Source organism: Vibrio coralliirubri, assembly GCF_024347375.1.
GTDB classification, from domain to species: domain Bacteria; phylum Pseudomonadota; class Gammaproteobacteria; order Enterobacterales; family Vibrionaceae; genus Vibrio; species Vibrio coralliirubri.
The window spans coordinates 732,625-756,930 of the sequence record NZ_AP025470.1 but is presented as its reverse complement, the minus strand read 5'-3'; the positions used below and the strand labels follow the sequence as shown (position 1 = coordinate 756,930).

The following is a 24,306-nucleotide window of genomic DNA, read 5'->3' as shown; positions in this document are numbered from 1 at the left end:
CTATTTATACCGCTGGTTGTAGCTTTTCTAAAAATTCTGCCAATGTCTCGGCGAGTACATCACGATTTTTGGTACCTAAACGCTCCAAAATCACGTTACCCGTTAGGTTACAGATAGAGATAACATCCAGCTCTGCATCGGTCGCGGCAATGAAAACCGTTGGTTTTAGCTTCAAGCGACGCTGAGTTACTAGGTGACCCAAAATGTTTTCTTGTAGGCATTCGAAGTCTTCATCACTCCAAATCTGTAACAGAGTCAAATCGTTACCATCAAAAGTTGCATTCATATCTGCGCTGAATTGTGCGCCGTAGAAAGTCTTGATGTCTTCATGCAGAGTCAACTCAATACCGGTTTCAACGTTGGTGAAATCCGCGAATTGCTCACGTGGATAGTGCTTCCACAACACGGCATCGCCACTCTTTTCTTCTACGCATGGCGATACGATGTCCACCAACTCCTCATTACGAGGTAAGCTTTGGTGTTGCTGCTGCCACGCGTCAACGTATCGCTGACTGAAAGAAAGTAGTGCGTCTTGAGCACGTTGAGTCATGAAAATCTCCTAAACACAAAATAATAAATAGAATCCGAGCCCTTTCCGCGCCGATTAAGCGATGACTTAATGACAGGGTAAGGGGGATTCAGTAAAATCGACCCCATTCTAATCGAATTTGAAACGAAAGTATGAGCAAATATTCTGACGCAAAAGAGCTAGCGGGTTTAACCCTTGGCCAAAAAACTGAGTACTCTAACCAATACGATGCAAGTTTATTGCAACCAGTGCCTCGTAGCCTTAATCGCGATGATCTTGCGCTAAACGGCGAGCTGCCTTTTGTCGGTCATGATATTTGGACGATGTACGAGCTTTCGTGGCTAAACACCAATGGCCTGCCACAAGTGGCTGTCGGAGAAGTTTTCATCCCAGCAACCAGCCCTAATTTAATTGAATCAAAATCTTTCAAGCTGTACCTGAACAGCTACAACCAGACTCAATTTGAAAACTGGGATCAAGTAACCGAGCGCCTGACCCAAGATTTGTCGGCATGTGCAGGCGAAACGGTGATTGTGAATGTAAACTCAGTAACCGACTACACAAACCAACCTATCGTGACGATGGAAGGTGACTGTATCGATAACCAAGACATCCAAATCACTAGCTACGACTTTGAAGCGTCACTGCTTGAAGGCGCTGCTGGCGAACAAGACGTTGAAGAAACAGTGCATAGCCACCTGTTGAAGTCGAACTGTTTGATCACCAATCAACCGGATTGGGGCAGCGTTGAGATCGCATATTCTGGTAAGCAAATTGACCGTGAAGCTCTGCTACGTTATTTAGTTTCTTTCCGTGAGCACAATGAATTCCACGAACAATGTGTTGAGCGTATCTTCACTGATATCATGAAATACTGTGCACCTTCGAAGCTAACTGTGTTCGCACGTTACACGCGTCGTGGTGGTCTGGATATCAACCCATACCGTTCAACAGAGCAAGATAGACCAAGCCACAATAAGCGTATGGCTCGCCAATAATCAGGCGAGAACCACCCACACTTATTTGAACCTACCAAATCTTTAAAGGGACATTGAAATGCGTTGGTTATACGTTGTTAGTCTATTTATTTTAAGCTTAAGCACATCGGTCAATGCGTCGGTTTATTCGTCGGCGCTACTCAATGAAGCCAATAACTTGGTTGAGATCGAGCCGAGCCAAGCAAAACAAATGGCCAACAGCTACCTAACGCTTCGTGTCCTTTCTGATCAACGCGAGAAAAGCCCTTCAGCTATTTCTCGCGAAGAGACAGACTCCTCGATTCGAACACCAAACAGCAGTATCGATGCGTATAAGATCTTAGCCAAAGCAGAATACAACCTTGGCAATATGCGTATTGCAATTCAACACATCGACAAAGCCTCTGAGCTAGCGAAAACCTATAAGCTTGATTACCTAAAACTGGATCTTCAGATCCTAAAAGTTCGTTTACTTTGGCTGAGTGATAGAAAATCAGCCAAAGCAAAAACAGAGCTAGCGGGTATTGAAGCAAATCTAGAGTCGGTGAATAAAACCTTACGCTTGACGGAAGGCATCACCTATCGCCTGATCATGTTGAAAGCCGATATCGCCTCTTACGACAACAAGGTCGATGAAGCCGAGAAGTTCTATCAAGAAGCGAAAACCTATCTCGATCAACGTTACTCTGAAAAAGTCACCATCGACTACCACATCTCAGTCGGCGAGTTTTATCTGACTCACAAAGAGTACAATCACGCGTTATCTGAGTTGTTGTATGGCTACTGGAAATCAGTAGAGGGCAATCTAAGTTCACGTTTGGCCAAGGTCAACCGCCTGCTTGCACAGCTTTTCTTTGAGCGCCAAGTTTTAGATAAAGCGCTAGAACACCTATCTCAAGCTGCTGACTTTTATGACAACTTTGAAAACTCTCCGGTCTTAGCACAAGTGCTTAAGAAAATGGGTGATGTGTACTTCTATCAAGGGAAATATAACCTTGCCTTGGTGCACTTCTTCAACGTTCTTGATCACGAGAGTACTGACCGAGATATCCACCAAGTCATTGATATCCGACTAAGTCTATCGGCGACTTACCTACGTCTGTATAACTACCCTCTAGCAGAACAGTACCTGACCCGTGCCCTTGAACTGCTGGAATATACCGACATTCCAAAGCTGGAAGGTCGTGCTGCGCTGCTATCGGCAGGGTTGGCGTATCACCTGCAAGAAAGCGAAGACGTGATAAAGCATGCGACACGTGCACTTGAGATCTCACGTCAGATAGAGAACATGCGCCTTTCACAACGCTCGTACTACTTACTCTCTTTAGGTTATGAGCAGGCTGGTCGCCCACAGCAGGCGTTGGCAAACCTTAAGCAGTACAACAGCCTTGTCTCTTTAGAGCAGCAAAAACTGAACCGTGTTGGCGAAGATGCATTCCGTCAACAGAAAGAATTTGCCGAACAAACCCTGCACTACGCAGGCCAAGCTCAAGAGCTAGAAAAATACAAACTGGAGCATCGCAAGTTCCAAAAGATATCGTTCGCCCTATTCTTGTTCAGCATTGTCTTGTTCTTCTTTGTGCTGCGCCGAGGCTACATCATTCAAACCTTAGCCAAAGAAGTGGACTCACTGCGCACCGACCTATTTACGCACTCTCGTTCAAAGCTTCCGAACTTAAGAATGCTCAATGCAAAACTATCGAACTCGCTGGAACAAACCAGCCAAACCTTTGAACAATGGCAACTTGGCGAGCTCATTCATGAACCACTCAACGACCGTCTACGCTTCGTGATGATTGATTTACCGTTCCTACGCAATATGTATACGCAGAACGGTTACAAAGCCGGTTTAGAACTGGAAGACGCTTTCGGTGAGTTCCTAAAATCTAAGCTTGAAGGCCCAGCGCGTGTCTACCACTTCTCGGATGCGAACCTGCTTTATATTGAACCAAACGCGGACCGTGATTTGTCGCCGGAAGCCATGTTCAGAAAGATTCAATCTTGGGTGAATGACTTCGAAACAGAGCGAAACATCAACCGAACGGTCCGTATGGGCATCGCTGACTACCCGTTTTTACCACGCGCATACACCGCAATTAACGATCAAGAACTGCTCGACGTATTGTTGATGTCGACCAATCTAGCTCGTGAGATCAGTCTCAAAGAGCGCAGTAGCCAATGGGTCTATCTAAAAGCTATCGATAATGCACCAGCAGCGAGCCTTGCAACTGGTAACATAAGAGAAGCGTGTAAACATGCGATTAATCAAGGGTTAATAAAAATACAATCCTCGTACCAGAATGAGGACAACATCAAAAAAATGCTAAAAGATGACTGATTTGCGAGCGGTTAAGAGCAGCAAGTCGTGACCTTATTTTTAGTTTTGTTATTATCGATGTAACGGAATTTCATCAAAATGATCGAGATCGGTCTACGCGGCGCTAATAAATACATCTATGGGCATTCTTGAAAAAGACATTCAGGCGCAACTCCACCAGCTGAAATCTCAGTTGGAGCAGGTCCGTTTGACGCAAAGAGACACCTCGTTCAAGTTTATTAGAGAACAGAAAGTTCTAAAGCGTATCGTCACGTCTTTAAGTGATGCATGTGTTGGCAGTAACAGCCATTTAGATGAAAACCTCATTGCCCTTAGGGAAGAGCTAGAAAAGCAAAAAGACATTAGCTCGATGATCCCAAAGCTGGCAGTATTAGAAAGGATGCTTAAGCAGAAAACGTTGGCTATGGATAAACAGAACGGATATCTGGACGATAGCATTAAGCACAGTGGGGAAACGCTGCAGCGCATAACTGGCCTTCCAGCACAGCTCAAACGCGACCTACGAAACTTACTTAGCTTCTCCGAATGCAATGGCAGTCAGAAAGTCGACCATGCCATGAAACTTCTCGGTATTTATGAGCGTGCCATAAAGATTATGGCGAATAACTCACGCACCCATTTTGCTGACGCTGCGCACTCTCCGGAACAAGAGCTCCTTTCCGACCTATCAAACGAACTACAACATCTGATCACTGAACTCGACTTCGAGGGTGAATCGGGTGATCTGCTTACCGATATTCGAGCAAAACTGCTGCTTGGTGTTTCTACACAAAACCTACTTGAGCTAACACTTCAGATACTCAAACTGGTTATAGAAGGCACCAACCTAGAACGTAAGAAGTCTGAACAATTCATCGATCAGCTTAATGCTTCTCTGGCATCCAGCATCAAAACGGCAGATCAAAATGCCGACCAGAGCCAGAGCTACTTTGAGCACCGCCAAGGTCTGAACTCTGAGTTAAATGAACTTGTCACTAGAAGCCAAAGCTCAGTAGATAAAGCAAAAGATATTGATAGTTTAAAGCTGTCGATTAATCCGCTACTCAGTGAAATCGCCTCTCTTTCGGAAAGACTGAACCACGCGGAGCAGAAAGAACAAGCTCTGATAGAGAGAATGAGTTACGGAAAGACTCAGTTAGATTCACTGTATGAAGTGACCCAAGATTACCGTAAGCGCTTGGAAGATCAGGCTCAGCGTATGCTGCTTGATCCTCTAACCAAGGTTTACAATCGCACTGCCTTTACTGATCGCTTAGAGCTTGAGTATCGCCGCTGGATCCGCGCGCAACACTCGCTACGCGTAGTACTCCTCGACATCGACAACTTCAAAGCAATTAACGATAGCTTTGGTTATACCGCGGGCGACAAAGCACTCAAGATCATCGCAAGAACCATCACCAAAGAAGCAGGCACCACCGATACTGTGGCTCGTTTTTCAGGTGAAGAGTTTGTCTTATTACTACCAGAGCAAACCGATGAATATTGCCATCAGGTGATTCAAAACATTCAAACTCAAGTAAGCCGCTTACCCTTTAAGTTCCGTGACCAACAAATCACTATTACTTTATGCGCGGCAAGTACTCAGTTTAAAGAGTCAGATACACCGGAAGAAGTGTTAGAGCGACTCAATACAACGCTAAATAAAGCAAAACAACGCGGTAACAACCAACTTGTTTGGCACTAGGCCAGCCCTAGATTTAATTTATTTCATTTTTTCAAATACTTATCACATACCATTTCCCTCAATGTTTGCTAAGCTAATGATTAACATTCGCTTAACAAGCATTCTTGGCAAGCAACGCTGTCGTATCCGTTTCGTCTGGTTAACTCTCTCCTACCTTTAACCAAACACTTTCAACGTTTGCTTCTCACTCTCGAGCCAGAGGGTCACTTCAACGTCCCCTGCTCTTTTCAACAAGGAGGCACTATGATCACTCATATCAGCCCTGCCGGTAGCATGGATTTACTCTCTCAACTTGAGGTTGAGCGTCTTAAGAAAACCGCGTCTAGTGATCTGTACCAACTGTATCGTAACTGTACGTTAGCGGTCCTGAACTCGGGGAGCCATACAGACAACTCCAAAGAGTTGCTCGACAAATATCTGTCGTTCGATGTCGAAGTCGTGCGCCGTGAGCGTGGTATTAAGCTCGAACTAAGCAACCCACCAGAGCATGCCTTTGTCGATGGTGAAATCATCAAGGGTATTCAAGAACACCTATTCTCAGTGTTGCGTGACATTGTTTACGTCAACATGCATTTAGCCGATAACCAAAGGCTCAACCTGACTAATGCCACTCACATTACCAACCTTGTGTTTGGTATCTTGAGAAATGCAGGAGCGCTGACGCCGGGCATCGAGCCTAACCTGATTGTATGTTGGGGTGGTCATTCTATTAATGCCAGCGAGTACCAGTACACTCGTGAAGTCGGTAATGAGCTCGGCCTGCGTGAACTGAATATCTGTACGGGTTGTGGACCGGGTGCAATGGAAGGCCCAATGAAAGGGGCAGCCATTGGTCACGCGAAGCAGCGTTACACCGATCATCGTTATTTGGGGCTTACCGAGCCTTCGATCATTGCGGCTGAGCCACCAAACCCAATCGTGAACGAACTGGTGATCATGCCAGATATTGAGAAGCGTCTTGAGGCGTTTGTTCGTATGGCGCATGGCATCATCATTTTCCCAGGCGGCCCCGGCACGGCGGAAGAGCTGCTGTACATTTTAGGGATAATGATGCACCCGAATAACGCTGAGCAGCCAATGCCGATTGTCCTAACTGGTTCGAAAGAGAGTGAGGCTTACTTCCGCTCAATCGATAAGTTCATTGGTGAAACTCTAGGGCCTGATGCTCAGAAACATTACGAGATCGTGATTGATGACCCAGCACGCGCTGCGAAAATCATGAAACAAGCGATGCCAGATGTGCGCTCTCATCGTAAAGAAACCGGTGATGCCTACAGCTACAACTGGTCACTGCATATTGAACCTGAGTTCCAACTGCCATTCGACCCAACACACGAATCTATGGCGGCGCTTGATCTTCATATGGACCAAAAAACCGAGAGCCTAGCCGCTAATTTACGCAAAGCGTTTTCTGGTATTGTCGCAGGTAACGTCAAAGCTGAGGGTATTCTAGAGATAGAGAAACACGGCCCATTCCTAATTGATGGCGACAAAGAGCTAATGACCAAGATGGACCAACTGCTGAATGACTTTGTTGAGCAACATCGAATGAAGCTACCGGGAGGTACCGACTACGTGCCTTGCTATAAAATCGCACCGAGCGAATAGGTACACTCATTAACGAGTAACTAAGTGAGTGATAACCAATTGGTAGGCATAAAGTTAATCAGGTTATGACGTTTACGTCGCTAACGTTCCAACTCACCAAGTGATACGTTACTATAAGGGGCTAGCAGCCCCTTTTTTATTGCCTATTTAGTGGAAACTTATGTCTATCCATCTTGTTATTATCGATGCCTTAAACCTCATCCGACGCGTGCACTCTGTTCAGCCGGATCCAACCGATATAGCAAGAACCATCACCACCACTACTCGCACTCTCAATAAGATTCTGAATGAATCAAAGCCCACCCACATCATCGCGGTATTTGATCACCATTTACAAGACCGTGGCTGGCGCGCAGATGTGCTCCCTGCTTATAAGCAGAACCGTAAACCGATGCCAGAGCCACTGATGAAAGGCCTTGATGCGATTCAACAAGCTTGGTGGGAGTTAGGCATTGATTCACTGCTGTCTGATGGCGATGAAGCGGACGATCTAGTCGCAACACTGGCAAAGAAAGTGGCAGACCACGGAGAAACGGTCACCATCATCTCGACAGACAAAGGGTATTGCCAGCTGCTATCACCCACTCTGCAGATCCGAGATTACTTCCAGCACCGTTGGTTAGACAAACCCTTTATCGAAGCTGAGTTTGGCGTAAAACCTGAACAACTGGCGGATTACTGGGGATTAACGGGCGTAAGCTCTAGTCAAGTACCGGGGATTCCAGGTGTCGGACCAAAGGCAGCCAAAGAGATATTAACCACATACCCAGATATTGAAGCGGCCTATCAAGCAGAAGATCTACCGAAAAAATATCGTAAGAAGTTCGACGAACACATAGAATCCGCTCGTGTATGTAAACAAGTATCGGCACTCAAAACAGACATTGATTTAGGGTTCAATCTGCAAGATATTCGCTACGAAGCAAACTCTTAGAGCCCTACTCTCGATACACAAAGCTTCTGAAGCAGAAAAGCCTTAGTTCACACTGAACTGACCCCCAATAGTTGGACACCAATTATTGGGGGTCTTTTTATGTCCAAATATAGCCGAGAGCTAAAATGTATCATTGCTAAGCAATACTTAGATGGCACGTCATCTCTCTACTTAGCAAAACAATATTCAATTTCTTCAAGGCAGATACGGTATTGGGCTCAAGTCTTTGCCATCCATGGTACTGATTCATTTTTACCAACTAATCATGCCGCGACTGCTCAAACAAAACGAAAAGCATTGAATTTAATGTGGACGAATGAATGGTCTCTCACGCACACTAGCGCTGTATTAAACCTCTCATCCCCTGGAATACTCTCTGTCTGGCTTAAACGATTTAATGAGCTCGGTATCAAGGGGCTCGAAATGCGCCAGAAAGGAAGACCCTCAATGAAACAGCAACCTCAACGTACCACTAAGCCTGATAATGAAATGACACTTGAGGAGCTAAAAGAGGAGTTGGTCTACTTACGAACCGAGAATGCCGTTCTAAAAAAGTTGGAAGAGTTGGAGCAGAAAAAAAACCGTCGAACAAAGAAAAAGCGGTCATAGCTCTAACTCTTAAAGGCAAGTACCCATTAAAGCACTTACTGCACACTCTACAGTTGGCAAAAAGTGTCTTTTATTATCAGGCTCAAACGAGCAAGCGCCAAAATAGCTACGAACGTGAGCTGCGGTTGATAAAGTCAATTTATCATGAACATAAGGGGCGATACGGCTACCGCCGTATTCACTTGGAACTAAAGAATCAGGGGTTCGTGCTTAATCACAAAACGGTTCAAAGGCTTATGGCTCAGCTCAACCTTAAATCGACGGTCAGGATTAAAAAGTATCGTTCATACCGAGGAGAGTCAGGAAAAGCTGCTCCCAACGTTCTTGAAAGAGATTTTAGTGCGACTCAACCCGATGAAAAGTGGGTAACTGATGTCACGGAGTTCAAAGTCAAAGAGCAGAAAGTATACTTATCTCCCGTTGTCGACTTGTTTACTCAGGAGGTGGTTGCTTATAGAGTGGCCAAAAATGCCTGCTTGCCGCTTGTCACAGATATGCTGACGGAAGCTATATCAACGCTTAAACCCAACTCAAAGCCAATTATACATAGCGATCAAGGTTGGCAATATCGCCATCGACAGTATCAGAAAAAGGTAGCGGAGAGTGGGTTAACGCAAAGCATGTCGAGAAAAGGTAACTGCTTGGATAATGCTGTTGCTGAAAACTTTTTTGCTTTACTCAAAACCGAGATGTATCACAACCAAAGCTTTGAAGATGCAGATGCTCTGATAGAGCAGATTAAAGAATACATCGAGTACTACAATACCAAACGTATAAAAGTGAAACTAAAAGGCCTGACTCCGATAGAATATCGAACTCAGGCCTTGAAAGCCGCTTAACAGAAATGTCCAACTTTACGGGGTCACTTCACACTAAGGCTTTTTGTTATTTACGGCTGCCGCCTAAGCGGATTCAGTCGGATGATTAGAAGTTATAAGCGATAGACGCTTTGAAGTTACGACCCGCTTCGTAGCTAGTGTACTTATCTGAGCCCCAAGAGATACCAAAGCCAGTATGCTCTGCGTACTTCTTATCAAGCAGATTGTCGACGCCAAGGTTTACTTCTAGATCTTTAGCAAACGTTGGAGTGTAAGCCGCCCAAATGTTATGCGTTGCGAAACCAGCACGTTTAACCTGTTCACCATCTTCGTCCATGTAGTCATTACCCGGTACAAAGCGTGAATCCCAACCAAACACAAACTCGCTGTTTAGGCTGTAGTTAAAGCCCGCTTTGAAGTTGTGAATACCTGTTTTGCTCATGTGGCTCGTCTTGCCATTCTCTAGGTCTTTCTGGTCACCATCAGAGTATGAGTGGTTAGCGTAAACACTTAACGCATCTAGCTCATAGCTCAATACGGTTTCAACACCCCACACTTCAACATCATATTGGTTTGCTAATGTTGAGTTGTTCTTAGTTGGATGCATCTGATTATCAAGATTGTAGGTGTAAGCCGTAAAACCTAGGATAGCGTAATCAGCAGCAAGCAGACGTGTCAGCTCGTAATCAAAACCCGCTTCGTAGTTGTTACCCGTCATCGCTTTAGTATCAGACTGGTTAACATCAGGTGCAGCTTTCATCGTTAACGCTTCAGGTAATGATGCACCCTTAAACAAACGCCCATAGCCCACACGAAGTTTTAGGTTATCCGTGGTTTGGTATTCACCCTTGAACTTTGGAGACAGCTGATCAAAATCACCATCGTAAACACCACCAAGTTTATGAACGTCGTAACGCAAACCGCTCGTTAAGCGGAAATCGCTGAACTCGTACATGTCTTGTATGTAAAGACCGTAAGCTGTCACAGTGCCGCCGTCCATGCCGTACTTCTTAGTTTGACCTTGTTGCGAACCACTTTGGTACACACCATCGCCAGCGTCAATCCATTGTTCAGCCTTGTAACCATCCAGACCGTAGGTCAATTCATGCTGACCAACCCAAGAGATATTACGAATATCACCACCGATGGTCGTCACGTTGTATTCACGGTCTGGGATAGCAATCGTGCCATCTTTGATCCAGTTGCCGTTCGCGTCTTTGTCCCACGCCGTATCAACAAGCGCATCGCGCTCCATGTACTGGCGGTTGTAGTAAACATTGGTTTTCAGATGCACCAAGTCACTGCCCGCATCGTACTCATGTTGCAAAGTTACTGTATCGCGGTTTAGCGAGTGGTAGTTGTGTTCATCATCAGCATACAGTGCACCCGCCTTCTCACCAGACAGCTGACGCTTACCACCATCGTTGTAACGGTTGAAGGTCAATTTAAATTCGTTGGCATCATTCGGAATGAAAACAACCTTAGCCAAACCAGACTTAAGCTCGCCTTGCTTAGACGTTACCGCTTCTTGATCAGGAATATGCAGGTCACCATCTTCTGAGTAATTTGCAATACCCATGAACTGCAGCTTGTCGTTCACTTTTGCGTACACAGCAACGTTGGTTGCGAAACGCTCGTAAGCCGTTTGGTAGCTTGTTTTTACTCGAGCACCAACACTTTCACCCGGTTTAAGCAGATCGCTTGGGTCTTTGGTTTCGTAGCTAAATGAGCCGTTGATCGCACCAGAGCCCGATAGCGCTGAGTTACCACCCAGCTCAATTTCAGCACGCTTAAGCATCGCAGGGTCAATCGCTTGATCGCCCGAGTGGTGGAATAGCTGCCCTTCTTGACGAGCGCCATCGATCGTCACAACGGCAAATTTATCTTCCATACCACGTACATAAACTTTACGTGAGTAACGTGCGTTTCCGTCTACCGTCACACTCGGCATGGTGTTCAGAACATCTTTGATGTCTGATGCTTGTTTCTTCTCAAGGGTGTCTGAGTTGATTTCAGTCTGAACAAGTTGATCAAGAGCGGAACCGATAACCACTACGGTTTCTTGTTCGTCGGCAGCAAGTGCTGTAAATGAAGTTAAGGCAACCGTTACGGCCACTGATAGTGATTTAAGTTTCATATTCTATTTTTATATTTTATAAGTTCGAGCAAAGAAACGTGAATATTACACAATTTAAATGATAATTCTTATCATTTACATTCTTTGCTTACATACACTTACTTTTAATAAAATAGAATTTGATTAACATATTCTGGCTGTAAAACTTACTTCGTTTTGCTGCTGAATTATTGAATAAAGCCTTGTTCGTATCACCCCTGAATTAGGTAGCCGTAAGTCTCGTTCACTTACGGCTTTTTTCATCTCAGATCACGGCTAATGTAGAAAATTTAGCGATGTTCATGTCAGTTGTATTGATTATAACAACACCAATATCTGACTAATAAATGCGACTTCTGGCGACATATAGCCATAGATTCAACCCAGCGTTTACCTAACTTCAGATACAAAAAATGCCCCTTAAAGGAGCATTTTTTTATCACTGACACACTAACGTAAATATTAGTGCGGTGAGATATTTGAAAGGGTCTGAATGTGGACCGTGATCTCTTCGCGATCGTGGTAAAGGTGCTTAGCCTGCATCTTGAACTTCACTTTGTTCTCAATCAGGAACACTTTTAGGTTCTCGATATCTTGCAGTACTTCATCGTAACGGCCTTTCATAGGCAGTTTAAGGTTGAACAGTGCTTCTTTCGCCCAGCCTTTGATGATCCACTCACCCATAAGGTGTGCAACACGAGCTGGCTTCTCAACCATGTCACAGATAATCCAAGTTACGTTCTTACGGTCTGGTTCAAACTTAAAGCCATCCACCATGTGGTGCTTAATTTGACCCGTTTCCATTAGGCTGTCTGCCATCATGCCGTTATCAACACAGTGAACGAACATCGAGCGCTTAACCAATTGGTAAGTCCAACCACCTGGACACGCACCTAAATCAACACCCCACATACCTGGAGCCAGGCGCTCGTCCCACTCATCACGAGGGATGAATACGTGGAATGCTTCTTCTAGCTTCAATGTAGAGCGGCTTGGCGCATCTGATGGGAATTTCAAACGAGGGATACCCATAAAGAACTGTGAGTTGTTCGTTGGGTAAGAGTAACCAACAAAACAGTGACCCGGAGCGATGAAGCATAAATGAAGCACAGGCTTCTTAGCGTTATCTTTCGCTGTCATCAGGCCTTTACCACGCATTGCTTGACGCATCGGCACAGTAAACTTACGGCAGAACTTCAAAAGCTCTTTTGCTTCGTTAGTATCTGGTGTTTCGATACGAATATCACCACAACGAGGGAAACCTTCTTTCTCAGAAAGCGCCTCAAGAATTGGAGAAATACGGTCATCGGTTGGCAGGTCTTTAATTTCAACAGCCACTGCTAGCATTTGACGAGCAAAGATCAGTGATTGGAAATCGATCTCTTTGATCAACTTGTCTGCTTCACCTGCTTGGTAACATTCAAACAATACAAAGCCTGTATTGTTCTTTAGGCGAGGAAAACCAAACACTTCCAGTTGTGTTGCCTTGTCTTGAATTTCGCCAGCACATTCTTTTTCAAAACCAGAGCGACAATAAAGTAGTACGTGTTTCACTGAGTTACCTCTTTTATATTCAAAGCAGCGAAGGAGAAGACTCCCCAACCAATGATAAATAGTAGACCACCAAACGGAGTGATAGGGCCAAACCATTTTATTCCTGTCAGTGCCAAGCCATAAAGGCTTCCACTAAAACAAAGGATGCCGATGATAAAGCAAATTGCCGCAATGAAAAAATATTTTTGTGATTTAGCGCCAAGTTTCATCTGCAGCAGAGCACCACACGCCAATATCGCCAGAGTATGGATAAACTGGTACTGAACACCAGTCTCAAACACACCTAACAGATACTCAGGTAAAACAGCTTTCAAACCGTGAGCTGCAAAGGCGCCAAGCATCACAGCAATCGCACCAGAGATGCCAGCAAACGTGAGTAAATACTTACTTCTCATTGAGCACCTCTTTGATAAACGCTGATAGTTTCTCAACGGTTAACGCAATATTCTGCTGTTCGGTGTAACCAGAACTCTTACGCGGCTTAAAGCTGTGGTCGCCATCAGGAATAAATTCAACACGAATAGAATCAGACAGATCAAAGTCAGCAAACTCTTCACGCTTGCCAAAAGTATCGCGCTCACCTTGTAAAATGAGGCACGGCTTTGCTAACTCAGCCAGATGCTCACCTTTGTACTTCTCAGGCTTACCTGGAGGATGGAAAGGAAAGCCTAAACACGCCATGGCTGCCACCTTATCAACTTCAGACAAATGGCTCGCCATACGCCCTCCCATCGACTTACCACCAATTACAAGCTTATCGGCATCAACCTGCTCAATAATCTCTTGGTAGGCTTCAAGTAGCTTAGGTGCTCGGTCAGGTGGACGACGCTTACCATCTTCAGCACGCTTGATCATGTAAGGGAAGTTGAAACGAATCACTCGTATCCCTTTAAAGGCCAACCCTTTGGCTACCGACTGCATGAACTCATGATCCATGCCTGCGCCAGCACCATGGGCAAAGATAAAGGTGATCGGATTGTCTTCACCATCAATGATGACGTTATTCATCGAGTAAGTCCTCTTGTTCACTTTGCGCTTTCGCTAGCATCCAGTCGCGGAAGGTGGCGATACGGCCCATGTCGGCTTGTTTCTCATGACAAACAACATAGAAGGCGTTCTTACTCACCAACACTTCATCAAAAGGCGCAATCAAACGACCTGCTTCGATTTCAGGCTGCGCCAACACGTTGTTACCTAGAGCAATGCCCTGGCCGTGAGCCGCTGCCTGCAGCACCATGGTTGAGTGACTGAAGATAGGACCGTGATTAACGTTTACCCCATCGATGCCATTTTGTTTAGCAAACTGTTTCCAATCCTTTCGAGAAGTATCATGCAATAGCGTATGACATGCTAAATCACTGAGAGATTCTAATGGTTTTACTCCTAGCAGCACGGAAGGTGAGCAAAGAGGGATCAAGTACTCTTGGTAAAGCTTATCGGCTCTGAGCCCCGACCAATTACCTCGGCCATAGTAAATAGCCACGTCTACATCATCGGTCAGCGAGCCTTCATCCATATCAACGGCTTTGATTCTTACATCAATATCAGGTTCTTGCTGATTAAAGTCAGCGAGCCTTGGTACCAACCATTGAATTGCAAAGCTCGGCGGTAAACTGATGGTCAATGCGCCCTTCTCACTTCGCTCAAGCACTTTGTCTGTCGCTTCTGCCAGTGATGTGAAAATATCTTTGATATCTAAGAAGTAGCTTTGACCTTCTTCAGTCAGCAGCAAAGAGCGGTTTCTTCGGCGAAACAGCTTCAAAGATAAGAATTCTTCAAGCGCTTTGATCTGATGACTGACCGCCGCTTGAGTAACAAACAACTCTTCTGCAGCACGCGTAAAACTCAAGTGTCGAGCTGCTGCTTCAAACACTCTTAGCGAGTTTAATGGGGGTAATCGACGAGACATAGTTACTCTCTAAATAAGCATTAGTTTTTTTTATCTGAAACATTATAATTTGTCCATTGCCTAGCGGCCAGAGAAATTCTATATTTCATCCCGCAGCAGCTAGCCTGAACGGCTTGATTCTCTCTAGAATCAATTGGCTTAGCTCCTGCGATGTTGTGTTTGCAAACTCGTTCTTTTCGAGTTGGGTAGAGTTCTACCAAATGTTTTGTTGCAGTTTATACTGAAACGAGGCATGTACTTCCTGTATTTATTTTGACCTGTCTGTCAAATTTGTTTACACCGCCTTATGGGCGGTGTTTTTTTATGTGCAAAGAAATGTAACAACAAGTTTATCAATAGCTGTGCTAATTAATCTTTATTATTTTTCATCGCCAATCACAGAATCAGACACCCACTCAAATAATCAACTGAACACATACAAATAGCACCATTGAGTTGCACTAAAAAGTAACAGAATACTTCAAGATACTCACACTTCTTCGGTACTTATAAGCCCGTTTAGAGCTTACTCTTTCTATCAATCAAAAATTTCAAAGCTGAGCACGACGATAGCACGCCCAAACTCACGCCTCTGTCTGACTACTGTAAATCATTCACAATAGAAAATAAAAAAGCCGCTTACTTTTCAGTAAGCGGCTTTGCAAAATGATTAACGGTTGGTCAATACACCACTATGGGCGGTAAACCTTAACGTTATGGAAGCCTTGCTCTTGTAGGTAAAGCGCCTGTAGACGGCTCATTACACCACGGTCACAGTACAACAAGTACTCTTTCGCTTGGTCTAGGTCGCCAAACTGAGTCGAAAGCTTGAAGAATGGGATGTGTTTAATTTCAACACCCTCGATCTCTAATGGGCTTTCGTCTTCTTCTTCTGGGCTACGGATATCAAGAACGATAGCGTGCTCAGCAACAGCTTGAACTTGTTCAACTTCAGGCGCTTGCTCTTGGCTCTCTTTCTCGATGTCACGGATATCCATAACACGAGCGTTCTCGATCACTTGATCCAGCACTTCAAAGTTAAACTTAGCTTCTTCTGCTTCCAGTTTGCCTTTCTTCGCTTTCACTGTTGGTTTCTTAGAGATAACACCACAGTACTCAGGCATTACCTTAGCGAAGTCTTCAGTACCGATGATACGAGAAAGGTCAATGATGTCTTCTTTGTCCCAGTTGATAAGCGGACGAAGAATCAAAGTATCTGTCACGTTGTCGATGTGGCGAAGGTTAGTTAGCGTTTGGCTAGAAACCTGACCAAGTGCTTCACCCGTTACTAGAGCTTCAATACCGAAGCGCTCTGCAACCATACCACCAGCACGCATGAACATACGCTTAAGAACAACGCCCATTTGGCCGTCTTCTACGTTCTCAAGGATTTCAGCAACCACAGGTTCGAAGTCTACAGAAATGAACTTCACCTTTGCAGATGAGCCGTATTTATTCCATAGGTAGTGAGCTACTTGCTTAACGCCAATCTCGTGTGCTGGGCCACCAAGGTTGAAGAAACAGTAGTGAACCTTAGAGCCACGTTTGATGTGCAAGTAGCTTGAAACACCAGAATCAAAGCCGCCAGAGATCAAGCTCAGTAGATCTTCTTGAGTACCAAGAGGGAAACCACCCAGGCCTTTGTGACGAGCTAGAACTTGGTTTAGCTTATCGTTAGCCACTTCAACCTTAACGGTTACATCAGGGTTCTTAAGTCGAACTTTAGCTGACTCAACGGCTTGGTTTAGACCGCCGCCTACGTAGCGTTCAAGTTCAATAGAGGTAAAGTCATGCTTACCACGACGCTTAGCACGAACAGAGAAAGTCTTGCCTTCAATGTCAGCACGGCTGCGTTCTAGTACTTGCTCGTAAATATCGTGCAAGTCTTTGAATTCAGACTGTTGTACTTCAAGAGAGTGGTGAATACCTGGAGTGTGAGTCAGAGCCTCTAACACTTCTGCGTAGTACTGGTCACTCTCAGACGTCACTTCGATATGATCGCGACGGTTGAATACCGCAACACTTTCACAGCGACGTTGAATAACGTTACGAATGTTGCACTCTAGAATCCTTGTGAAGCGCTTACGCACCGATTCACTTTTTACAAAAATTTCCGGATGGGGCTTAACAATAAATTTCATAGTACTTTCACAACATTAATGTTCAAAATTTTGAAAACGCTCATCGCCAAGTAAATTAGAGAATTTACACAGCACTTGAAGCAAGAATAGATCATATCTAAATCTAAGGGCGCGAATTATACATGAGAAAGTGAAGCAAGGAAAAGAGTGCTTGCTGTAACACCCTCATTAAACCGCTTGTTATTAACAGTAGCAGGTTTCGAAACAACATAAATTCAGCAGAGAGCATGGTGAAAGACCAACAAACAAAAAGCCCAACCTCATTATAAGGTTGGGCTTTCGATGTTATCTGGATGCTATCGCGTGTGCACGTATCGGCTATTCATTAATAACAGGCACTTCATCACTGTAAAGCGGCTCGCCCTGCATGATGCTGATTTCAACGCGGCGGTTGAGGCTACGTTGCCATTCAGTATCGTTCGGCTCGACTGGCTCTGTATCCGCCATGCCGCGTACTCTCAAGCGTTGATGAGAGAAACCACGCACCTTTTCCATCTCTTGAGCAACAGACACTGCTCGCTGTGATGACAAGTCCCAATTAGAGCGATAAAGCTCTGAATCAAGACGTTGATTATCGGTGTGCCCTGAGATTCGAACGATACCCGGAACATCTTTCACCAACTCAGCGACCTGTCTCACCAAAGGTCGGAACTTAGGTTGTAAGAAAGCAGAACCCGATGGGAATGCACCCTTCTCACGAATTCGAATCACAATCTGTTGGCCAAGATTTTCAACTTCAATCGCGCCTTGGTCGATCTCTCGCTCCAACGCCTTCTTGATGCTTTCCATCAAGGTTTCCATCTCTTGCGATTGAGCCTCGGCTTGTTGTTGCTGTTGGTCTGACTCAGAGTTTTGATTGTCGTGAGTCGAGACCTCTGGCGACTTGCCTCCGGTCATCTTGCCTTGGTCACGCATGGTACCGCCAGCACGCTCAGATTCACCTTCATGAAACTCAAGCGTTTGCTGCGTAATATCAATCGTCTGCTGCATGATCACATCAATCGGTGTCGGCTCTGGGCGACCAGGACGGAACTCTTGTGCAATGATGCTGGTGCCTTTAGGAATGTCTTTCACTTCCAAGCGGTTTTGTACACCAAACGCGAATTTCATCGAGCCAGCGATCTGTTTGAACTTCAGTACGTCCATCTCAGAGAATGAGAGCAGCAGTACGAAGAAACACATCAGCAGTGACATCAAGTCAGCAAATGTCCCCATCCATTGAGGCAACCCCGGAGGAGGACATTTACATGGATTCTCTTCATCCATCTTCAACTCCTCTTACGCAGGTTCACCATCAATCATACGCTTACCTTCATTTAGGTAGCTCTTCAGGTAACCATCAATAACTCGTGGGTTCTGACCATCTTGAATCGCGAGTACACCATCCATAACCAGACGACGGTTAAGTGTCTCTTGGTCACGACGTAGCGCAAGCTTGTCAGCAATAGGGAAGAACACCATGTTAGAAAGAATCGCACCGTACAGGGTAGTCAAAAGAGCGACCGCCATCGCAGGACCGATCGCTTTTGGATCATCCATGTTCGAAAGCATGGCAACGAGACCAACCAAGGTACCAATCATGCCCATCGCAGGAGAAACATCACCAAATGCAGAGAACACTTTCGCGCCCTGCTCGTGACGCTCTGTGGTTAACGCGATGTCTTTTTGCAATGCCGCACGTACTACATCTCCATCATGGCCATCCACCAACAGATCGATACCCTTTTGCATGAAGCTGTTACTGATTTCCATCTCTTCCAGAGCTAAGAAACCACCTTTACGAGCCGCATCAGCCATTTCTACAATCTTAGCGATAAGATCTTCAGGCTCGTCCGCTTTAAACATAAAAGCTTTGCCTGCGATTTTAGTCGCACCAAAGAACTGTCCCATGGTGAACTTCATTAGAACAACAAAGGTTGAGCCACCAACTACGATCAAAATGGATGTCGTGTCATAGAACATCCCGAGGCTTCCACCTAGGATCATTGCCATAATTACAAAGGCAAATCCACCAATCAAACCTATTAGGGTTGCTAAATCCACTGAGCACTCCTCATGCTTTTTTGTAGCTCTATGTCGACGATAATCTTTGTATCGGCAAGACTATAAGATCTTTTAGTAAATTCTTGGCCTAAGTATCACACTTTTCGTTTTTGAATCCCAACTATTGGCTTACTTTGCTCTTATACGTAGCGCATAAACTCGATAAAGCTAAGGTTATTCAAGCAAAGTGCGTTCAAGCCCCTTAAAAACGAACTTTCTAGCAAAATTTCTTGGTTACATTTGACCATCTCAACGGCCTAGGGTAACGTTCGTTCATCTTTCCAAACGCAGATTTATTATGGCTACTAAGAAACCTGAAAATATGAGCTTTGAAGCAGCAATCGAAGAGCTTGATGGCTTGGTTGATCAACTAGAAAATGGTGATCTAGCTTTAGATGATGCGCTGAAAAAGTTCGAACGAGGCATCTCCCTCGCTCGTGCCGGTCAAAGCAAACTAAACGATGCTGAACAGCGTGTTAGCATCCTACTGCAAAATGATGAAAACGTAGAACTTAGTGACTTTAACCCACAACCAGAATAACGAATTGTATGAGATCCCCTATGATCGAGACTTTATTGTCTTATCAAGCACGTAATAACGAGCAACTGAACCTTTGGCTTGATCGCCTGCCACACCAAAATCAGAACCTGATCAACGCGATGCGTTATGGGTTACTTTTAGGCGGTAAACGCGCACGTCCATTTCTTGTCTACATTACAGGGGAAATGCTCGGCTGCACCGCTGAAGAGCTCGACACTCCAGCATCTGCAATCGAATGTATTCATGCCTATTCTCTGATTCACGACGACCTTCCAGCAATGGACGACGATGAACTGCGTCGTGGCCATCAGACTTGTCACATCAAATACGATGAAGCAACGGCAATTTTAACTGGCGATGCACTACAAACTCTCGCGTTTACTATACTTGCGGAAGGTACATTAAGTGCTGACGGTGAAAGCAATCGCGTTCAAATGATTCAACGCCTAGCTGAAGCCTCTGGTGCACAAGGTATGTGCATTGGACAAGCACTTGATATTGAAGCTGAAAACCGCTCTGTCACGCTAGAAGAGTTAGAAGAAGTTCACCGCAATAAAACGGGCGCGCTAATGAAATGTGCGATTCGTTTAGGTGCTCTCGCTGCTGGTGAAAAAGCGTTTGAAGTGATGCCTCAATTAGACAAGTACGCCGATGCCATTGGATTAGCATTCCAGGTTCAAGATGATATTTTAGATATCACTGGCGATACTGAAACTTTGGGTAAGCCACAGGGTTCTGACCAAGAATTGAACAAAAGCACCTACCCTTCTTTGCTAGGTTTAGAGGGCGCTCAAGAAAAAGCGCAAACTCTGCTACAGGAAGCGCTTCAAGCTTTGGCTGCAATCCCATACAATACCCAGTTACTCGAAGAGTTCGCCCGATACGTCATCGAGCGCAAGAACTAAGACAATAAGCGCGCATTACCTATGACTCTTGATATATCAAAGTACCCAACTCTTGCTTTGGCTGATAAGCCAGAGGATTTGCGTCTACTTCCAAAAGAGACGCTGACACAGCTTTGTGATGAATTACGTACCTATCTTCTTAACTCAGTGAGCCAGTCAAGTGGTCACTTAGCGTCAGGCTTAGGTACAGTAGAGCTGACAGTTGCTCTGCACTATGTGTACAACACGCCTTTTGACCAGTTGGTTTGGGATGTTGGCCACCAAGCATACCCGCATAAAATTCTTACTGGTCGTCGCGACCGCTTGTCGACTATCCGTCAAAAAGATGGACTGCACCCATTCCCATGGCGTCAAGAGAGCGAATACGACACTCTTTCTGTTGGTCACTCTTCAACTTCGATCAGTGCTGCACTTGGTATGGCTATCAGTGCGAAGAAAGAAGGCAAGAACCGTAAAGTCGTGAGTGTGATTGGTGATGGCGCGATTACTGCGGGTATGGCATTTGAAGCCATGAACCACGCGGGCGATATTCACAATGACATGCTGGTTATCCTGAACGATAACGAGATGTCGATCTCTGAAAACGTAGGTGCGCTAAACAACCACCTAGCTCAAGTTCTTTCTGGCAGTCTTTACACGTCAATTCGTGAGGGCGGCAAGAAAGTGCTATCAGGCGTTCCGCCGATTAAAGAGCTGGTTCGTCGTACAGAAGAACATCTAAAAGGCATGGTTGTCCCTGGCACCATGTTCGAAGAGTTAGGCTTTAACTACATTGGCCCAATTGATGGTCACGATGTCAATGAGCTGATTAAAACGCTTAAGAACATGAGAGACCTTAAAGGCCCTCAGTTCCTGCATATCATGACTAAGAAAGGCAAAGGCTACGAGCCAGCTGAGAAAGATCCAATCGGTTACCACGGCGTACCGAAATTCGATCCAGCACACTCCAGTCTGCCTAAGAGCACCAGCTCTAAACCAACTTTCTCTAAGATTTTTGGCGATTTCCTGTGTGATATGGCCGCGCAAGATCCTAAGCTGATGGCGATCACGCCTGCAATGCGTGAAGGCTCTGGCATGGTGCGTTTCTCGAAAGAGTACCCAGAACAATACTTCGACGTAGCGATTGCTGAGCAGCATGCTGTGACGCTAGCAACGGGTATGGCGATTGCGGGTGATAAGCCGATAGTCGCTATCTACTCGACGTTCCTACAACGTGGTTACGATCAACTGATCCACGATGTGGCTATCATGGACTTACCGGTCATGTTTGCTATCGACCGTGCAGGCCTTGTCGGCGCCGATGGTCAAACACACCAAGGTGCGTTCGACTTAAGCTTCATGCGTTGTATTCCAAACATGGTGATCATGGCGCCAAGCGACGAAAACGAATGTCGCCAAATGCTTTACACCGGCCACCAGCACACAGGTCCAAGTGCCGTTCGTTACCCTCGCGGTAATGGTATGGGCACTGAGATACAAAGTGAATTTACCGCGCTTGAGATTGGTAAAGGTCGTATCGTTCGCGAAAGCGAAAAAGCAAAAGATGGCTCGAAAGTCGCTATCCTAAGTTTCGGTACTTTCCTTGAGAGTGCACTTCAAGCCGCTGACGCCATCGATGCGACAGTTGCAGATATGCGCTTTGTGAAACCACTCGATGAAGCTCTGATCAAACAGCTTGCTGCTGACCACGATGTTCTGGTGACTATCGAAGAGAATGCGATTGCAGGTGGTGCCGGCGCAGGTGTAATTGAGTTCTTGATGCAAGAGAAACTACTGATGCCAGTATTGAACCTTGGCCTACCAGACAAGTTCATTGCTCAAGGTACTCAAGGCGAACTGCACGAAGAGCTTGGCTTAGATGCGAAAGGTATTGAGAAGTCTGTCTCTGACTACCTTGCTAAGTAATCTTAATACGTAAGCTCGTAAGCTCGTAAGCTCGTAAGCTCGTAAGCTCGTAAGCTCGTAAGCAATAAAACAAAAAAGGTTGGCCCTAGGGTCAACCTTTTTAGTATCAATTAGTTAGTTTGGTGTATCGACTGCGAAACCTTAGCCCTTCAGTTAACTCACACTAACCAACCAGCGAAATGTGCCACGGCATACAACGAAATAGCCGCCATAATACCCGCTACAATATCGTCAATCATGATACCCAAGCCGCCGTGAATTCGTGCATCTAGCCAACCAATCGGCCATGGTTTTACCATGTCAAAGAAGCGGAAAAGCACAAAACCAGTCAGCAGCCATTTCCAGTCATCGGCAGGGATATTCAGCATAGGCACTAAGCTCATGGTGATCCAAAAGCCCGCAAACTCATCCCAAACGATAGAACCGTGGTCATGCACGCCCATATCATCAGACGTTACTTGGCAGATCTTAATACCAATAATGCAACTTACCACCACCACGGCAACGTAAGCAGGAAACGGTAACTGAACCAACAACAGGTACAACGGAATAGACGCGAGCGTGCCCATTGTGCCGGGAATAATAGGCGATAAGCCACTGCCAAAACCCGTTGCTAAGAAATGCCAAGGGTTTTTAAGAGAAATAAGAGAAAGTGGGTTTGTCATCAATTAACCTTAAAGTGATCGTAACCAGTTAAGTTCCAGCTTAGTGGTTCACCATTATTGTGTAATTCAAAATATTCTACAGGTCTTATCTGGCCAATGCAGGTGACTTTTGTACCAGTGTGTGACAAAGCACTTTCCAACGACCCTTTATTCTCTTCTGGTACAGTAAAGCACAGTTCGTACTCTTCACCACTGGTCAGCGCATATTGCTGAGCTGAAGTGATATCAGGAGCGAACTGACGTAACTCTGGAGAGATAGGCAGCGTGCTTACATCAATACTCGCACCAACTTGAGAACGCTTAAGGATATGTTTTAAATCAGCAATAACGCCATCAGAGATATCAATCGCCGATGAAGCAAGGTTCACAAGCGCCTGACCCGCTAACACTCGTGGAGCGCTCACATAATGTCTCTCTTCAAGCTCAGCAGCATAAGGCTTCGCTCTATTCTGCTCTGGGTTAAGTAACACCTCTAGGCCAGCTTTGCTGTCACCTAGGTTACCTGTTACGTAAATCCAGTCGCCCACTTTCGCGCCATCTCTGCGCAGCGCTCGTCCTTCAGGAACAAAGCCCTGTACCGTCAGTGTCAGGCTTAGTGGGCCTTTGGTGGTGTCACCACCAATTAACTGAATACCAAAGTAGTCTGCGAGTTTAAAAAAGGAGTCACAGAAGGGAGCAAGCCATGCTTCATCGATTTCAGGCATGGTTAAAGCAAATGACACCCACGCAGGCGTCGCGCCCATTGCAGCAAGGTCACTGATATTGGAAGCCAACGCCTTGTGTGCCACCCAAGCCGGATTCGCTTCCGCTAAGAAATGGGTACCAGCCACTAAGGTGTCCGTGCTGATCGCTATCTCAACATTGCCCGGCGCTTTGACCAAAGCACAATCATCGCCAGCAGCTAGAAGAACGTCTTTACGTTGTGGTTGTCGATTTACAAAATATTTTTCAATCAGGTTAAATTCGCCAGACATCACATGCCCTATCTTTAGTCTCATAAAAATCACCGTAATTATACCAATCACAGTAAGTAAGTGATCAAAATTAGCGT

Annotated in this window: 21 protein-coding genes; 10 read left to right on the top strand and 11 right to left on the bottom strand. The window is 45.4% G+C overall.

The annotated features are described in order from the left end of the window. Window positions 1-4 precede the first annotated feature (4 nt). Window positions 5-550: a SecY-interacting protein gene (gene syd, locus OCV20_RS03660; protein ID WP_017095527.1), complete on the bottom strand. Its 546-nt coding sequence runs from the start codon at window positions 548-550 to the stop codon at window positions 5-7. A 131-nt stretch (window positions 551-681) separates the two neighbouring features. On the opposite strand from syd, the gene queF reads away from it, so the two are divergent. From queF to OCV20_RS03625, 7 genes are all read left to right on the top strand, one after another. Further along, window positions 682-1,527: an NADPH-dependent 7-cyano-7-deazaguanine reductase QueF gene (queF, locus tag OCV20_RS03655; RefSeq protein WP_081229490.1), complete on the top strand. Its 846-nt coding sequence runs from the start codon at window positions 682-684 to the stop codon at window positions 1,525-1,527. 58 nt (window positions 1,528-1,585) lie between these two features. Continuing rightward, the gene (locus tag OCV20_RS03650; RefSeq protein WP_048612239.1) at window positions 1,586-3,844 is read left to right on the top strand and encodes a tetratricopeptide repeat protein; all 2,259 of its coding nucleotides are present in this window, start codon (window positions 1,586-1,588) and stop codon (window positions 3,842-3,844) included. A gap of 118 nt (window positions 3,845-3,962) precedes the next feature. Then, window positions 3,963-5,528, top strand: coding sequence for a sensor domain-containing diguanylate cyclase (locus OCV20_RS03645; RefSeq protein ID WP_048612240.1), 1,566 nt, complete (start codon window positions 3,963-3,965; stop codon window positions 5,526-5,528). A 243-nt stretch (window positions 5,529-5,771) separates the two neighbouring features. Then, the gene (gene ppnN / locus OCV20_RS03640) at window positions 5,772-7,136 is read left to right on the top strand and encodes a nucleotide 5'-monophosphate nucleosidase PpnN (protein WP_086774719.1); all 1,365 of its coding nucleotides are present in this window, start codon (window positions 5,772-5,774) and stop codon (window positions 7,134-7,136) included. Between the two features lie 160 nt (window positions 7,137-7,296). Then, the gene (gene xni, locus OCV20_RS03635; RefSeq protein WP_048612242.1) at window positions 7,297-8,070 is read left to right on the top strand and encodes a flap endonuclease Xni; all 774 of its coding nucleotides are present in this window, start codon (window positions 7,297-7,299) and stop codon (window positions 8,068-8,070) included. A 99-nt stretch (window positions 8,071-8,169) separates the two neighbouring features. Then, the gene (locus tag OCV20_RS03630; protein WP_086774936.1) at window positions 8,170-8,679 is read left to right on the top strand and encodes a helix-turn-helix domain-containing protein; all 510 of its coding nucleotides are present in this window, start codon (window positions 8,170-8,172) and stop codon (window positions 8,677-8,679) included. Beyond that, complete coding sequence (locus OCV20_RS03625; protein ID WP_108721729.1) at window positions 8,676-9,518, top strand: IS3 family transposase; 843 nt, start codon at window positions 8,676-8,678, stop codon at window positions 9,516-9,518. Before OCV20_RS03630 ends, OCV20_RS03625 begins: the two co-directional genes overlap by 4 nt. An 85-nt stretch (window positions 9,519-9,603) precedes the next feature. Here the strand turns inward: OCV20_RS03625 and OCV20_RS03620 are convergent, their stop codons facing one another. From OCV20_RS03620 to pomA, 8 genes are all read right to left on the bottom strand, one after another. Further along, window positions 9,604-11,634, bottom strand: a complete 2,031-nt coding sequence (locus OCV20_RS03620) for a TonB-dependent receptor plug domain-containing protein (RefSeq protein WP_086775121.1) — start codon at window positions 11,632-11,634, stop codon at window positions 9,604-9,606. 441 nt (window positions 11,635-12,075) lie between these two features. After that, entirely contained in the window at window positions 12,076-13,167 is a 1,092-nt protein-coding gene (rlmM, locus tag OCV20_RS03615) for a 23S rRNA (cytidine(2498)-2'-O)-methyltransferase RlmM (protein ID WP_050633959.1), read from the bottom strand. Further along, window positions 13,164-13,562: a DUF423 domain-containing protein gene (locus tag OCV20_RS03610; protein WP_017069500.1), complete on the bottom strand. Its 399-nt coding sequence runs from the start codon at window positions 13,560-13,562 to the stop codon at window positions 13,164-13,166. Before OCV20_RS03610 ends, rlmM begins: the two co-directional genes overlap by 4 nt. Further along, a complete protein-coding gene (locus OCV20_RS03605; RefSeq protein ID WP_017060775.1) occupies window positions 13,552-14,175 on the bottom strand; it encodes an alpha/beta fold hydrolase in 624 nt (207 codons plus the stop codon). Before OCV20_RS03605 ends, OCV20_RS03610 begins: the two co-directional genes overlap by 11 nt. Further along, the gene (locus tag OCV20_RS03600; protein ID WP_012604639.1) at window positions 14,168-15,076 is read right to left on the bottom strand and encodes a transcriptional regulator GcvA; all 909 of its coding nucleotides are present in this window, start codon (window positions 15,074-15,076) and stop codon (window positions 14,168-14,170) included. Before OCV20_RS03600 ends, OCV20_RS03605 begins: the two co-directional genes overlap by 8 nt. A 671-nt stretch (window positions 15,077-15,747) precedes the next feature. Beyond that, window positions 15,748-17,196 carry a tRNA uracil 4-sulfurtransferase ThiI gene (gene thiI, locus OCV20_RS03595; protein WP_017060776.1) on the bottom strand — a complete coding sequence of 483 codons (1,449 nt, stop codon included), beginning with the start codon at window positions 17,194-17,196 and terminating at the stop codon, window positions 15,748-15,750. Between the two features lie 318 nt (window positions 17,197-17,514). Then, window positions 17,515-18,462 (bottom strand): flagellar motor protein MotB, encoded by a 948-nt coding sequence (locus OCV20_RS03590; RefSeq protein ID WP_017060777.1) that lies wholly within the window; start codon window positions 18,460-18,462, stop codon window positions 17,515-17,517. A gap of 12 nt (window positions 18,463-18,474) precedes the next feature. After that, window positions 18,475-19,239, bottom strand: a complete 765-nt coding sequence (gene pomA / locus OCV20_RS03585) for a flagellar motor protein PomA (RefSeq protein WP_048612245.1) — start codon at window positions 19,237-19,239, stop codon at window positions 18,475-18,477. A 298-nt stretch (window positions 19,240-19,537) separates the two neighbouring features. Here pomA and xseB point away from each other — a divergent pair, with 298 nt between their 5' ends. From xseB to dxs, 3 genes are read left to right on the top strand one after another with little or no spacing between them, the layout of a single operon-like run. Beyond that, a complete protein-coding gene (gene xseB / locus OCV20_RS03580; RefSeq protein WP_059020022.1) occupies window positions 19,538-19,780 on the top strand; it encodes an exodeoxyribonuclease VII small subunit in 243 nt (80 codons plus the stop codon). Between the two features lie 20 nt (window positions 19,781-19,800). Continuing rightward, window positions 19,801-20,685 (top strand): (2E,6E)-farnesyl diphosphate synthase, encoded by an 885-nt coding sequence (ispA, locus tag OCV20_RS03575; RefSeq protein WP_086775122.1) that lies wholly within the window; start codon window positions 19,801-19,803, stop codon window positions 20,683-20,685. 21 nt (window positions 20,686-20,706) lie between these two features. Further along, window positions 20,707-22,590, top strand: a complete 1,884-nt coding sequence (dxs, locus tag OCV20_RS03570; protein WP_050645778.1) for a 1-deoxy-D-xylulose-5-phosphate synthase — start codon at window positions 20,707-20,709, stop codon at window positions 22,588-22,590. 158 nt (window positions 22,591-22,748) lie between these two features. Here the strand turns inward: dxs and pgpA are convergent, their stop codons facing one another. Then, window positions 22,749-23,255, bottom strand: a complete 507-nt coding sequence (gene pgpA, locus OCV20_RS03565; RefSeq protein WP_017060782.1) for a phosphatidylglycerophosphatase A — start codon at window positions 23,253-23,255, stop codon at window positions 22,749-22,751. Further along, on the bottom strand, window positions 23,255-24,229 hold the full coding sequence (gene thiL / locus OCV20_RS03560; protein WP_017066823.1) for a thiamine-phosphate kinase: 975 nt from the start codon (window positions 24,227-24,229) through the stop codon (window positions 23,255-23,257). The genes pgpA and thiL overlap by 1 nt, the downstream gene beginning before the upstream one ends. Window positions 24,230-24,306 lie beyond the last annotated feature (77 nt).

Excerpts from the sequence above, each read along its gene's own strand:
- syd (WP_017095527.1), bottom strand. The coding sequence starts at position 550 with ATGACTCAACGTGCTCAAGACGCACTACTTTCTTTCAGTCAGCGATAC.
- queF (WP_081229490.1), top strand. The coding sequence starts at position 682 with ATGAGCAAATATTCTGACGCAAAAGAGCTAGCGGGTTTAACCCTTGGC.
- OCV20_RS03650 (WP_048612239.1), top strand. The coding sequence starts at position 1,586 with ATGCGTTGGTTATACGTTGTTAGTCTATTTATTTTAAGCTTAAGCACA.
- OCV20_RS03645 (WP_048612240.1), top strand. The coding sequence starts at position 3,963 with ATGGGCATTCTTGAAAAAGACATTCAGGCGCAACTCCACCAGCTGAAA.
- ppnN (WP_086774719.1), top strand. The coding sequence starts at position 5,772 with ATGATCACTCATATCAGCCCTGCCGGTAGCATGGATTTACTCTCTCAA.
- xni (WP_048612242.1), top strand. The coding sequence starts at position 7,297 with ATGTCTATCCATCTTGTTATTATCGATGCCTTAAACCTCATCCGACGC.
- OCV20_RS03630 (WP_086774936.1), top strand. The coding sequence starts at position 8,170 with ATGTCCAAATATAGCCGAGAGCTAAAATGTATCATTGCTAAGCAATAC.
- OCV20_RS03620 (WP_086775121.1), bottom strand. The coding sequence starts at position 11,634 with ATGAAACTTAAATCACTATCAGTGGCCGTAACGGTTGCCTTAACTTCA.
- OCV20_RS03610 (WP_017069500.1), bottom strand. The coding sequence starts at position 13,562 with ATGAGAAGTAAGTATTTACTCACGTTTGCTGGCATCTCTGGTGCGATT.
- OCV20_RS03605 (WP_017060775.1), bottom strand. The coding sequence starts at position 14,175 with ATGAATAACGTCATCATTGATGGTGAAGACAATCCGATCACCTTTATC.
- OCV20_RS03600 (WP_012604639.1), bottom strand. The coding sequence starts at position 15,076 with ATGTCTCGTCGATTACCCCCATTAAACTCGCTAAGAGTGTTTGAAGCA.
- thiI (WP_017060776.1), bottom strand. The coding sequence starts at position 17,196 with ATGAAATTTATTGTTAAGCCCCATCCGGAAATTTTTGTAAAAAGTGAA.
- OCV20_RS03590 (WP_017060777.1), bottom strand. The coding sequence starts at position 18,462 with ATGGATGAAGAGAATCCATGTAAATGTCCTCCTCCGGGGTTGCCTCAA.
- xseB (WP_059020022.1), top strand. The coding sequence starts at position 19,538 with ATGGCTACTAAGAAACCTGAAAATATGAGCTTTGAAGCAGCAATCGAA.
- ispA (WP_086775122.1), top strand. The coding sequence starts at position 19,801 with ATGATCGAGACTTTATTGTCTTATCAAGCACGTAATAACGAGCAACTG.
- dxs (WP_050645778.1), top strand. The coding sequence starts at position 20,707 with ATGACTCTTGATATATCAAAGTACCCAACTCTTGCTTTGGCTGATAAG.
- pgpA (WP_017060782.1), bottom strand. The coding sequence starts at position 23,255 with ATGACAAACCCACTTTCTCTTATTTCTCTTAAAAACCCTTGGCATTTC.
- thiL (WP_017066823.1), bottom strand. The coding sequence starts at position 24,229 with ATGTCTGGCGAATTTAACCTGATTGAAAAATATTTTGTAAATCGACAA.